Below are 11,771 nucleotides of genomic sequence, written 5' to 3' on the forward strand. Positions count from 1 at the left end.
GGGCGGAGCGGTCGGGGCGGGCGTCCGGGCCCGGCGCGGAGCGGTGGGCGGACGCGATCGCCTCGCGGTAGCGGGCCACCGTGCCCTCCGCGGCGCGGGCCCACGTGAACTTCTCCAGTACGCGCGCACGCCCGGCCGCGCCGAGCCGCTCGCGCAGGCCCGGGTCGCCCAGCATCCTGCTCAGCGCGGCGGCCAGCGCCCCCGCGTCGCCGGGCGGGACCGCCAGGCAGGTCTCGCCGTCGGGGCCCGCGACCTCGGGGATGGCCCCGCCGGTGGTGGCCACCAGCGGCGTGCCGGTCGCCATCGCCTCGGCGGCGGGCAGCGAGAAGCCCTCGTACAGGGACGGCACGCAGGCGACCTCGGCGGAGCGCACGAGGTCGACGAGCTCCGCGTCCGAGATGCCCTTCACGAACTCGACGGAGCCCTCCAGCCCGTACCGCTCGATGAGCTGGGCCACCGGCCCGTCCTCGGCGCGCCGGCCGACGACGACGAGGTGCGCCGCGGGGTGCTCGGTGCGGACCTTGGCGAGCGCCTCCACGAGGAAGACGAGCCCCTTGAGGGGGACGTCCGCGCTGGACGTCGTGACGATCCGGCCCGGCACCTTCGGCACGGACGGATCGGGCGAGAAGAGGTCGGCGTCGGCGCCGATGTGCACGACGTGGATCCGCTCGTCCCGTACGCCGAGGTGGTCGACGATCTCCTGGCGGGACGTGCCGGAGACGGTGAGCACGGACGGCAGCCGGCGCGCGACCCGCTTCTGCATGCGCGTGAAGGCGTACCAGCGCCGCACGGAGGCCCGCCTGCGGCGGCTCCCTGCGGCGTCCAGCTCCAACTGCCGGTCCACGGTGATGGGGTGGTGGACGGTGGTGACCAGCGGAGCGCCGACGTCGCCCAGGAGCCCGTACCCGAGCGTCTGGTTGTCGTGCACGACGTCGAAGTCGCCGCGCCGGGCCCGCAGATGGCGGCGGGCGCGCAGCGAGAAGGTGAGCGGCTCCGGGAAGCCCCCGGTCCACATCGTGCCGACCTCGACGGCGTCGATCCAGTCGCGGAACTCCTCGCGCCGGGGGGTGCGGAAGGGGTCCGGCTGGCGGTACAGGTCCAGGCTGGGCAGCTCGGTCAGGGAGAGCCCGGCGAGGTCCTCGCCCTCGTCGAGCACCGGGTAGGGCTGCGAGCCGATCACCTCGACCTGGTGGCCGAGCCGGACGAGTTCGCGGGAGAGGTGCCGTACGTAGACGCCCTGGCCGCCGCAGAACGGGTTCCCCTTGTAGGTGAGGAGCGCGATGCGCAGCGGTCGGTCGGCGTCGGCGGCCGAGCCCTCGCGGAGGCCTGCCTCCATGGCCTCATGGGTCACTCCCGGCCCCCTTCTTCCAGCACTTTCCCGCGAGATTACTTCGGGACGGTAATCTAGAACAAGTTTCAGACTTGATCGTTCAGGGAGCATTGAATCTACCGGCAGGTAGCTCCCCCTGTGAGCGGTGGATCGGGTGATTCACACCACGGCCGGGCCCTACCCTGCTCTCGTCCCACCTCTGCCACCGCCCTCTGCTGTACGAACGTCACGGAACGGGATCCATGCCTGCGGAAGCCAAGACTGCGGCGAAGGCCGCGCAGTCGCCCGTACGGGCGGCGCAGCCGGTCACTCCCCCGCTCACCGAGCGCCAGGAGGCGCGCCGCCGCCGCATCCTGCACGCGAGCGCGCAGCTGGCGAGCCGGGGCGGTTTCGACGCGGTCCAGATGCGGGAGGTGGCGGAGTCCTCGCAGGTCGCGCTGGGCACGCTGTACCGCTACTTCCCGTCCAAGGTGCACCTGCTGGTCGCGACCATGCAGGACCAGCTGGCCCACATGCACGGGACGCTGCGCAAGAAGCCGCCGGCGGGCGACACGGCGGCGCAGCGGGTCGCGGAGACCCTGATGCGGGCCTTCCGCGCGCTGCAGCGGGAGCCGCACCTCGCGGACGCGATGGTCCGCGCCCTGACGTTCGCCGACCGCAGCGTGAGCCCGGAGGTGGACCAGGTCTCCCGCCAGACCACGGTGATCATCCTCGACGCCATGGGTCTCGACGACCCCACCCCCGCCCAGCTCTCCGCCGTCCGCGTCATCGAGCACACCTGGCACTCGGCCCTGATCACCTGGCTCTCAGGCCGCGCCTCGATCGCCCAGGTGAAGATCGACATAGAAACGGTCTGCCGCCTGATCGACCTGACGTCACCGGAGGACCGCCCCCCGTCCCCTGCCCCGTAAGGAGCGCGGGGAACGGCTGCGGGCCGGTGGGGGCCGTTCGCGCAGTTCCCCGCGCCCCTGAAAGACGGGGCTGCGCCCCTGTCTTTCGTCCTTTAGGGGCGCGGGGAACTGCGCGACAAGCCCCCACCGGACCCGCACCCGGCCACCGAACAGGCTGCAGCGTCCCTACTCCTCCGGAGGAAACACCGCCTCCCCGCTCCCCACCAGCGTGATCGTGATCGCCTCCACCGGACACCCCTCCGCCGCCTCCAGCACCTTCTCGTCCGCCTCGCCCTCGGGCTCCCTGGCATGGGACTGCATCGCCGCGTCGAGGCGGAAGGCCGCAGGCGCGAGATGGGTGCACTGCGCCGAGCCGATGCACACGGAGCGGTCGACCTCGACGTGCCAGCGGTCACCCATCCCTCAGGCCTCCCACCCGGCCGGCAGGTGGATCATCTTGTGCTCCAGGAACTCCCCGTACCCCTCGGGACCGAACTCGCGGCCGAGCCCGGAGTTCTTGTAGCCGCCGAACGGGCCGAGCATGTCGAGGCTGAAGGTGTTCACGGAGTACGTGCCGGTCCGCACCCGCCGCGCCACGTCGATCCCCCGGTCCACGTCCCCCGTCCACACACTCCCGCTCAGCCCGTACTCGGAGTCGTTGGCGATCTTGACCGCCTCCTCCTCGTCGCCGTACGGGAGCAGGCAGATCACCGGCCCGAAGATCTCCTCGCGGGCGATCCGCATGGAGTTGTCGACGCCCCCGAAGAGCGTCGGCTCGACGTACCAGCCGCGCTCCAGCCCGGCCGGCCGCCCGCCGCCGGCGAGGATCTTCGCACCCTCCTCCTGGCCGATGCGGATGTAGTCGAGGCTGCGCTGCTGCTGCCGCCGCGCGACCAGCGGGCCGACCTGGGTCGCGGGGTCCAGCGGGTCGCCGACCACCAGCGCGTCGGCCGCCGCCGCGAACGCCTCCGCGAACTCGTCGTAGCGCGAGCGCGGCAGCAGGATGCGGGTCTGGGCCACGCACGCCTGGCCGTTGTTCATCCAGGCCGCCGAGACGATGCCGGGCACGGCGGTGGCGGGGTCGGCGTCCGGCAGGACCACGGCCGCCGACTTGCCCCCCAGTTCCAGCGTCACGCGGGTGAGATGGCGCGAGGCGACCTCCATGACGCGCCGCCCGGCCGCGACCGACCCCGTGAAGGAGACCTTGTCGATCCCGGGGTGCCCGACCAGGTACTCGCTGACCTCGCGGTCCGCCGGCAGGATCGACAGGACGCCCTCCGGCAGCCCGGCCTCCCGCACGATCTCACCGAGGAGGTACGCGTCCAGCGGCGACTCGGGCGACGGCTTGAGCACGGCCGTGCAGCCGGTCAGCAGCGCGGGGGCGAGCTTGGCCGCGGCCGTGAACTGGGGCACGTTCCACGGGACCACGGCCGCCACGACCCCCACCGGCTCACGCCGGACGAGGATGCGTCCGAGCACCCCGTCGCGCGTCTCCTCGTAGGAGAAGTCCCGTGCGACGGTGATCGCGGCGTCCCACACCATCATCGCGCCGAGCGCCTGCGCGAGGACGCTCCAGGAGTACGGGGAGCCGTTCTCCGAGGAGATGACGCGGGCGATCTCCTCGTGCCGCACGGCGATCGCGTCCTTGATCCGGGTGACCACCCCGATGCGCTCGTCGAGGGACATCCGCGGCCAGGGCCCCTCGTCGAAGGCGGTGCGCGCCGCGGCGACGGCCCGGTCGACGTCCTCCGGCGCGGCGTGCGGCACCCGGCCGATGACCTCCTCGGTGTGCGGGGAGACCACCTCGATGACGTCCCGGCCGCGGGGAGCGGTCAGTTCCCCGCCGATGAACAGCTGTCCGTGTTCCACGAGTCCGGTCATGGCCGACTGCCTCTCCGAGGGGACCACTCGTTCCTGACGGTGCATCAGACATTGAACTGATATCAGTTCCACCGGACGGAGTCCACGGAGCGCACAGCAGTCGTCCGGGGACCGGGTCCCGCTGGAACCCGTTCTAGTTATAGTGGCGGGAAGCCGGCGACAGGGGAGCCCATGCCACAGGTGACCGACCACGGCGCAGGCGTACGGTCCGTCGCGGTCCCCATCCCGGACAACCCCCTCGGCCACACCCTCGTGTACGTCGTGGACACCGACCGCGGCCCGGTGCTGATCGACACGGGCTGGGACGACCCCGCCTCCTGGGACGCGCTCACCGGCGGGCTGGCGGCCTGCGGGACGGCCGTCGGCGAGGTGCACGGCGTGGTGATCACCCACCACCACCCGGACCACCACGGCCTGTCGGCCCGGGTCCGCGAGGCGTCGGGCGCGTGGGTGGCCATGCACGCCGCCGACATCTCCGTCGTGCGCCGCACCCGCGAGACCGAACCGGGGCGCTGGCTGGCGTACATGGCGGACAAGCTGACCGCGGCCGGCGCGCCCGAGGAGCACGTGGCGCCGCTGCGCGCCGCCCGCCGCCCGCGCCTGCCCGGCCTCTCCCCCGCGCTCCCGGACCGGGAGATCGTCCCCGGCGAGCTCCTGGACCTGGCCGGCCGCCGCCTGCGCGCGATCTGGACCCCGGGCCACACCCCCGGCCACGTCTGCCTCCACCTGGAGGAGGACCATCCGGCACGGCTCCCCGGCCACGGACGCCTGTTCTCCGGCGACCACCTCCTGCCGAGGATCACCCCGCACATCGGCCTCTACGAGGACCCGGACGACGACACCGTCCCCGACCCGCTCGGCGACTACCTCGACTCCCTGGAGCGCGTCGGCGGCCTGGGACCGGCCGAGGTGCTCCCGGCCCACCTGCACCCCTTCACCGACGCGCCGTCCCGGGTACGGGAGTTGCTCGACCACCACGAGGAACGCCTCACCGGTCTCCTCACCCTCCTCGGCACCCCGCGCACCGTGTGGCAGGTCGCCGAGCGCATGGAGTGGAACCGCCCGTGGGCCGACATCCCGTACGGGTCGAGGAACATCGCGGTCTCGGAGGCGGAGGCCCATCTGCGCCGCCTGGTGAAGCTGGGCCGCGCGGAGGCGGTGACGGGGAGCGGCCCGGTGACGTACGTCGCCGTCTGACGACCCGTCAAGCGCCCTGCCACAACGCCGGGTCAGGGGTCGGTGGTGTCGTCCACCGCGTAGGCGACGCCCCGTTCGTACGACATGGCCAGGCCCTGCGCGTACGCCCGTGCGTAGGCCTCCTCGCCGATCTTCCCGCGCACCAGCCGTTCACGGGCGCGCCGGGCGGCCATCAGGTCCGGTGAGTGCATCTGGGCGCTGCCGAGGCGTTCCCAGATGCGCTGGCCGACGGCGAGCAGGCGCGCCGCCCGGTGCCCGTCGCCGATCTCCGTGACCGCGGAGGCCAGCACGTCGAGGGTGAGGGCGACCCCGAGCGTGCTGTTCAGCGACCGGTGCCCGACGACGGCCGTACGGGCGGTGCGCAGTGCCGCCGTGAAGTCGCCCTCGGCCAGGTCGGCCTGGGCGACGAAGCAGTCCGCGAAGGCGCCCGCCCAGCTCTCGCCGTGCCGCGCGCTCTCCTCGCGCACCTCCTCGGCGACCGCCCGCGCCCGGACGGGATCGCCGAGCAGCAGGTGGACGAGGGAGAGCCCGAGCCGCACCTGGAGCTGCGCGGAGCCCCGCCAGTCGTCGCAGACCGGCAGTTCCTCGGCCGCCTGGAACACCGCCAGCGCCTCGGTGAGCCGGCCGCTCAGGAGCAGGTGCCCGCCGGTGAGGTAGGCGGCGGCGACGACCTCGACGGGGTCGCCCCGCTCCACGGACGCCGCCGTGCACCGCGCAGCCCAGTCCCCGGCGCCGTCCAGGTCGCCCTGGAGCAGGGCGACCGCACCCCTGGACCACAGGGCACGGACGAGATCGGGGCCGGGCGCAGGGCCGGTGGCGAGCACCTGGTCGAGGCAGTGCCGGGCGTCCCGCAGATAACCGCAGTGGCGCCACAGGAAACCCAGGTCGGCCGCCGTGGCCAGGGCGGTCGCGCCGTCGCACTCGGACAGCGCGCAGTCCATCGCGGTGCGCAGGTTGGCGTGTTCGGCGACCGTGCGCCGGCACCACCGCACCTGGTGGCCGGTGTTCCACTGCGTGCAGCCGGTGCGGGCCAGGCGCCGGTAGTGGTCGAGGTGGCGCAGCCGCAGGGTCCGCTCCTCGCCGAGCGCGCGCAGCCAGTCGCTCCCGAACTCCCGGACGCTGTCCAGCAGATGGAAGCGGTCCCCCGCACCGCCCTCTCCGTCCCCCTCGGCGACCGGGGTCCTCATCGCCGGGCCCGCCCTGCTCCTCGACCGGGTCCCGGCCGCCGTCACACTGACGCAGCTGCTGCTCGGCTGCGCGCTCACCGCGTACACCGTGCGGCAGCGGGACCGCCTCGCCGTGCGGCTCGCCGAGGTGCGCGAGATCGCGCGGATCACCCAGGAGGCCGTCGTACGGCCGCTGTCCCGCAGCTTCGCCGGGACGCACGTCTCCACGCGCTACCACTGCGCCGTGCACGGGTCGGCGCTCGGCGGGGACCTCTACGACGTCGCGGTGACCCCGTTCGGCCTGCGGGTCCTCGTCGGCGACGTGCGCGGACACGGTCTCGAAACCGTCCGGCTGACCGCCGAGACGGTGGCGGGCTTCCGCGAACTCGCCCACACCGCCCCGGACCTGGCGGCCGTCGCCACCGGCCTGGACGAGCGCCTCGCGCCGGAGCTGGGCGCGGAGGACTTCGTCACCGCGCTGCTCGCCGAGTTCGCGCCGGGCGAGGTACGGCTGGTCAACTGCGGTCATCCCGCGCCCCTGCGCGCCGGCCAGCGCGTAGAGCTGCTCGAACCGGGCGTCCCCACACCCCCGTTGGGGATGGGGCCCGACCCGCGCCAGTACCGCGTACGCCTCCAGCCGGGCGACCGCCTCCTGCTCTACACCGACGGGCTCACCGAGGCCCGCTCCCCCGACGGCACGTTCTTCCCCTTCCTCACCGAGGCCGCCCACGCCCTGCGCGACCCCCTGCCCGACGAGGCCCTCGACACCCTCTACGCGCGCCTGCTCGCCCACACCGGCGCCGCCCCCGTCGACGACCTGGCCCTCGTCCTGTGCCAGCCCACCGAGGCCGCGGTCCCGGCGCCGCCCACCGCCGGGCGCGTGCTGTAGCCGCGGTCCGCCTGTCCGGCCGGCCCCCGGTCCGCCCGTCCGGCCGGCCCCCGGGGGCATTGCTACGGGCCGGTACAGTGAGCAGGTCGTCATCACACCCGTACGGGGGGAAGCCGGTGCAAATCCGGCGCTGACCCGCAGCCGTGTGCCGCCCCGGTCCCCGTGGGCGGCGAGCCGGAATGCCCCGTGCGGAAGGTGATCGGCTCGCGTCACCGGACCGCCGGTGACCGGCACCGTCGAGGTACACGGAGCCGAGCCGCCCGGGGCTCCGGGCTGCCCGGCCGCTCCCCCACAGGGTGAGCCGAAGGGGCACCCCCGTCGGCGAACCGACGAGATCAGATGAGTACAGAGAGGCCCCCGCCGATCATGTCTGTCCGCCGCCGCGCCGCGGTCCTGGCCGCCACCGCCGTGATCGGCACGGCGTTCGCGCCGACCGCCCTCGCCGACGAGTCGCCCGCCGCGTCGCCCTCCCCCTCCCAGGCGCTGCCCTCCGGCCTGTACGGCAGCACCGACCCGACGTACGACGGTGTCTGGCGGCAGTCGCTCGCGCTGCTCGCCCAGCACACCGTGGGCGTACGGCCCGCCGCGAAGGCCGTCGACTGGCTCACCGGGCAGCAGTGCGCGGACGGCGGCTTCGCGGCCTACCGCGCGGACCCGGCCGCGAAGTGCGGGGCCAAGACGCAGGTCGACACGAACAGCACCGCCGCCGCCCTCCAGGCCCTGGAGGCGCTCGACGCGGACGACGCGGTGACCGGCGCGGCCGTGAAGTGGCTGAAGTCCGCGCAGAACGAGGACGGCGGCTGGGGCTACCTCCCCGGCGGGGCCACCGACACCAACTCGACGTCCGTCGTGATCGGCGCCCTGGAGGCCGCCGGGACCGACACCGAGGACCTGCGGTCGAAGGACGACCGGACGCCGTACGACGCCCTGCGCGGCCTGTCCGTCCCCTGCGACGAGGACGGCGGCGGCGCGTTCGCCTTCCAGCCCGACAAGAAGGGCAGACTCGCGGCGAACGCCGACGCCACCGCGGCGGGCGTCCTGGGCGCGCTCGGCGAGGGCATGGTGACCGACGCCGAGGACGACGGCGGGTCCGCCGGGCCCGCGACGTGCGCGGGCGGCGACTCCCCGACCGCCGAGCAGGCGGCGGCCAACGGCGCCGGGTACCTCGCGGACGCGGTGGCGGGGACCGGCCATCTGAAGTCCGCCCTCGCGGGCGCCGAGGACCAGCCCGACCACGGCAACACCGCCGACGCGGTCGTCGCGCTGGCCGCGGCGGGCCGGACGGCCGACGCCGCGAAGCCCCTGGCCTGGCTGGAGAAGGAGTCGGGCGACTGGGCGGCGCGGAGCGGCCCGGCCGCGTACGCGCAGCTGATCTTCGCGGCGCACGCCGCCGGGGCGGACCCGCGCGACTTCGGCGGCGCCGACCTGGTGAAGCAGCTCGGCGCGACCGGTCCGGCCGCCGCGGCATCGACCACCGACAAGAGCGACAAGGACGAGAAGAAGGACGAGGACGGCGACGGCGGGGTCAGCGTCTGGTGGATCGTCGGCGTCGGCCTGGTCGGCGGCATCGGCATCGGCTTCCTGCTGAGCGGCCGCACCAGGAAGCAGCAGCCGTGACCCGCCACCGCCCGGCCCCGCTGGTCCTGCTGGTCCTGGTCCCGGCCCTGCTGCTCGCCGTGCTCGGCGCCGCGGGGCAGGCCCGGGCGGCCGGCTACCGCTACTGGTCCTTCTGGGACCGGGACGCGGCCGCCGGTACGTGGGTGTACGCGACGCAGGGCCCGTCCACGGCGCGGCCCTCCGACGGCGACGTCCAGGGGTTCCGCTTCTCGGTGAGCGAGGACGCGAAGGACGCGGCGAAGCCGCGCGGGAAGGCCGGCTTCGCCGCGATCTGCGCGGGGACGCCGGCCCGCGAGGGGACGAAGCGGGTCGGTCTCGTCCTCGACTTCGGCACGGCCGCCGACGCGCCGGCCGGCTCGACGCCGCCGGACCCGAACCCGCGCACGGCGTGCGCCCGCGTCGGCGAGGACGCGACGACCGCGGACGCGCTCGCCTCCGTCGCCGGGCCGCTGCGCTACGACACGAACGCCCTGCTGTGCGCGATCGCGGGCTACCCCCGCACGGGGTGCGGCGAGCCCGTGGCGGACGACCGCCGGCCGTCCTCCCCGTCACCCGGCACGGACGGCGCGTCCGCCGGCCGTGCGTCCGGGGACGGCGGATCCGGGAACGGCGGGCCGTCGGTGGGCCTGCTGACCGGGGCCGCCGCGGTGGCCGTGCTGGGCGGGGCGGCGATCTGGCAGGCCCGCCGGCGCCGCGGCTGACGGGACGCGCACGATGACCACCGACGACACCGCCAGCAACAGCACCGGGCCCAGGACCAGGACCGGCACCAAGGCCGGCACCGGGGCCGGGGCCGGTACGCACACCGGCATCAATCCCGGCTCCGGCCGGATCCGTACGCGGCTCCGCGCCCCCCGCGCGACCCGTACCAACGCCCTGCATCCGGGCGCCTGGTGGGTCTGGGCCCTCGGGCTCGGGACGGCGGCGTCCCGGACCACGAACCCGCTCCTGCTCGCCCTGCTGGTCGGCGTCGCCGGCTACGTCGTGGCGGCGCGCCGCACGGAGGCGCCCTGGGCCCGTTCCTACGGTGCCTTCGTCAAGCTCGCGCTCGCCGTGCTCGGCATCCGGCTGGCCTTCGCCGTCCTCCTCGGTTCACCGATCCCGGGTACGCACACCCTCGTCACCCTCCCCGAACTCCCGCTCCCCGACTGGGCACAGGGCATCCGCGTCGGCGGCCGGGTCACCGCCGAGGGCCTGGTCTTCGCCCTCTACGACGGCCTGAAACTGGCCACCCTGCTCATCTGCGTGGGCGCCGCGAACGCCCTCGCGAACCCGGCCCGCCTCCTGAAGTCCCTGCCGGGCGCCCTGTACGAGGCGGGGGTGGCCGTGGTCGTCGCCCTCACCTTCGCCCCGAACCTGATCGCGGACGTCCAGCGGCTGCGCGCGGCGAGGCGGCTGCGCGGCCGGCCCGACCACGGCGTGCGCGGTCTGCTCCAGGTCGGGCTGCCGGTCCTGGAGGGCGCGCTGGAGCGGTCGGTGGCCCTCGCGGCGGCGATGGACGCCCGCGGCTACGGCCGCTCCGCCGAGGTGCCGCCCGGGGTGCGCCGCACCACCGCCGCGCTCACCCTGGGCGGTCTGGTCGGGGTCTGCGCGGGCACGTACGGCCTGCTCACCGCGGAGGGCGGCACCTACGGCCTGCCGGTGCTGCTCGCCGGACTCGCCGCGGCCCTCGGCGGCCTGTGGCTGGGCGGGCGCCGCTCGCTGCGCACCCGGTACCGGCCGGACGCGTGGGGCGTGCGCGCCTGGCTCGTCGCCGCGTCCGGCGCGGCCGTCGCGGCGCTGCTGGTCCTGTACGCCGCCCACGACGCGTACGCCGCCGCGGCCCTGCACCCCGGCGTGGTCCCGCTGACGGCGCCGGAGCTGCCGCTGTGGCCGGCGGCCGCGATCCTGCTCGGCCTGCTCCCCGCCTTCGTCGCCCCGGCCCCCGCACCCCACGACACGAACGACAAGACCGGCAAGGAGCCCTCATGATCCGCTTCGAGGACGTCTCCGTGACGTACGACGGGGCGGCCGAGCCCACCGTCCGGAACATCGAACTCACGGTCCCGGAGGGCGAGTTGGTGCTGCTGGTCGGCCCGTCCGGGGTCGGCAAGTCGACGCTCCTGGGCGCGGTGGGCGGACTGGTCCCGCACTTCACGGGCGGCACCCTGCGCGGGCGCGTGACGGTCGCGGGCCGCGACACCCGCACGCACAAGCCCCGCGAACTGGCCGACGTGGTGGGCACGGTGGGCCAGGACCCGCTGTCGCACTTCGTCACGGACACGGTCGAGGACGAGCTCGCGTACGGGATGGAGTCGCTGGGCCTCGCGCCCGACGTGATGCGCCGCCGCGTCGAGGAGACCCTGGACCTGCTCGGCCTGGCCGACCTGCGCGACCGCCCCATCGCCACGCTCTCCGGCGGACAGCAGCAGCGGGTCGCGATCGGCTCGGTCCTCACCCCGCACCCCCGGGTCCTGGTCCTCGACGAGCCGACCTCGGCGCTCGACCCGGCCGCCGCCGAGGAGGTGCTCGCCGTCCTGCAGCGCCTCGTCCACGACCTCGGCACGACGGTCCTGATGGCCGAGCACCGCCTGGAACGCGTCGTGCAGTACGCCGACCGCGTCGCCCTCCTCCCGGCGCCGGGCGCCCCGCTGACGCTCGGCACGCCCGCCGAGGTCATGGCGGTGTCACCGGTGTACCCGCCGGKGGTGGCCCTGGGCCGGCTCGGCGGCTGGACMCCCCTGCCGCTGACGGTCCGGGACGCCCGCCGCAGGGCGGGGGCGCTGCGGGAACGCCTGGAGGGCCTCCCGTACGGGGCCCCT

The 11,771-nt window shown here is 75.0% G+C and carries 11 protein-coding genes and 1 riboswitch; of the genes, 7 read left to right on the forward strand and 4 right to left on the reverse strand.

Annotated features, from left to right (window positions below; genetic code table 11):
- The coding region (locus FGF04_RS24485; protein WP_149513823.1) for a glycosyltransferase family 4 protein at nt 1-1,351 on the reverse strand (1,351 nt) is incomplete at its 3' end.
- 221 nt (nt 1,352-1,572) lie between these two features.
- On the opposite strand from FGF04_RS24485, the gene FGF04_RS24490 reads away from it, so the two are divergent.
- Complete coding sequence (locus FGF04_RS24490) at nt 1,573-2,241, forward strand: TetR family transcriptional regulator (protein ID WP_149513421.1); 669 nt, start codon at nt 1,573-1,575, stop codon at nt 2,239-2,241.
- A gap of 165 nt (nt 2,242-2,406) precedes the next feature.
- Here FGF04_RS24490 and FGF04_RS24495 read toward each other — a convergent pair whose 3' ends face one another.
- Both FGF04_RS24495 and FGF04_RS24500 read right to left on the reverse strand, forming a co-directional pair.
- Complete coding sequence (locus FGF04_RS24495; RefSeq protein ID WP_149513422.1) at nt 2,407-2,640, reverse strand: ferredoxin; 234 nt, start codon at nt 2,638-2,640, stop codon at nt 2,407-2,409.
- A gap of 3 nt (nt 2,641-2,643) precedes the next feature.
- Nucleotides 2,644-4,101 (reverse strand): aldehyde dehydrogenase, encoded by a 1,458-nt coding sequence (locus FGF04_RS24500; protein ID WP_149513423.1) that lies wholly within the window; start codon nt 4,099-4,101, stop codon nt 2,644-2,646.
- A 171-nt stretch (nt 4,102-4,272) separates the two neighbouring features.
- Here FGF04_RS24500 and FGF04_RS24505 point away from each other — a divergent pair, with 171 nt between their 5' ends.
- Complete coding sequence (locus FGF04_RS24505; protein WP_149513424.1) at nt 4,273-5,298, forward strand: MBL fold metallo-hydrolase; 1,026 nt, start codon at nt 4,273-4,275, stop codon at nt 5,296-5,298.
- Nucleotides 5,299-5,330: 32 nt separating this feature from the next.
- Here FGF04_RS24505 and FGF04_RS41235 read toward each other — a convergent pair whose 3' ends face one another.
- On the reverse strand, nt 5,331-6,563 hold the full coding sequence (locus tag FGF04_RS41235; protein WP_235882467.1) for a tetratricopeptide repeat protein: 1,233 nt from the start codon (nt 6,561-6,563) through the stop codon (nt 5,331-5,333).
- 10 nt (nt 6,564-6,573) lie between these two features.
- Between FGF04_RS41235 and FGF04_RS24510 the strand changes: the two genes are divergently transcribed.
- From FGF04_RS24510 to FGF04_RS24530, 5 genes are all read left to right on the forward strand, one after another.
- Nucleotides 6,574-7,353, forward strand: a complete 780-nt coding sequence (locus tag FGF04_RS24510) for a PP2C family protein-serine/threonine phosphatase (RefSeq protein ID WP_235882468.1) — start codon at nt 6,574-6,576, stop codon at nt 7,351-7,353.
- Between the two features lie 106 nt (nt 7,354-7,459).
- A riboswitch (cobalamin riboswitch) is annotated at nt 7,460-7,538 on the forward strand.
- A 181-nt stretch (nt 7,539-7,719) separates the two neighbouring features.
- Complete coding sequence (locus tag FGF04_RS24515) at nt 7,720-8,970, forward strand: prenyltransferase/squalene oxidase repeat-containing protein (RefSeq protein ID WP_149513426.1); 1,251 nt, start codon at nt 7,720-7,722, stop codon at nt 8,968-8,970.
- Entirely contained in the window at nt 8,967-9,671 is a 705-nt protein-coding gene (locus FGF04_RS24520) for an SCO2322 family protein (RefSeq protein ID WP_188114205.1), read from the forward strand. The genes FGF04_RS24515 and FGF04_RS24520 overlap by 4 nt, the downstream gene beginning before the upstream one ends.
- A 13-nt stretch (nt 9,672-9,684) precedes the next feature.
- Complete coding sequence (locus tag FGF04_RS24525; RefSeq protein WP_235882469.1) at nt 9,685-10,941, forward strand: energy-coupling factor transporter transmembrane component T; 1,257 nt, start codon at nt 9,685-9,687, stop codon at nt 10,939-10,941.
- The coding region (locus tag FGF04_RS24530) for an ABC transporter ATP-binding protein (RefSeq protein WP_149513825.1) at nt 10,938-11,771 on the forward strand (834 nt) is incomplete at its 3' end. The genes FGF04_RS24525 and FGF04_RS24530, both read left to right, overlap by 4 nt.

The sequence above is a fragment of the Streptomyces apricus genome, from assembly GCF_008369065.1.
Taxonomy (GTDB): domain Bacteria; phylum Actinomycetota; class Actinomycetes; order Streptomycetales; family Streptomycetaceae; genus Streptomyces; species Streptomyces apricus.

Excerpts from the sequence above, each read along its gene's own strand:
- FGF04_RS24490 (WP_149513421.1), top strand. The coding sequence starts at position 1,573 with ATGCCTGCGGAAGCCAAGACTGCGGCGAAGGCCGCGCAGTCGCCCGTA.
- FGF04_RS24495 (WP_149513422.1), bottom strand. The coding sequence starts at position 2,640 with ATGGGTGACCGCTGGCACGTCGAGGTCGACCGCTCCGTGTGCATCGGC.
- FGF04_RS24500 (WP_149513423.1), bottom strand. The coding sequence starts at position 4,101 with ATGACCGGACTCGTGGAACACGGACAGCTGTTCATCGGCGGGGAACTG.
- FGF04_RS24505 (WP_149513424.1), top strand. The coding sequence starts at position 4,273 with ATGCCACAGGTGACCGACCACGGCGCAGGCGTACGGTCCGTCGCGGTC.
- FGF04_RS24515 (WP_149513426.1), top strand. The coding sequence starts at position 7,720 with ATGTCTGTCCGCCGCCGCGCCGCGGTCCTGGCCGCCACCGCCGTGATC.
- FGF04_RS24525 (WP_235882469.1), top strand. The coding sequence starts at position 9,685 with ATGACCACCGACGACACCGCCAGCAACAGCACCGGGCCCAGGACCAGG.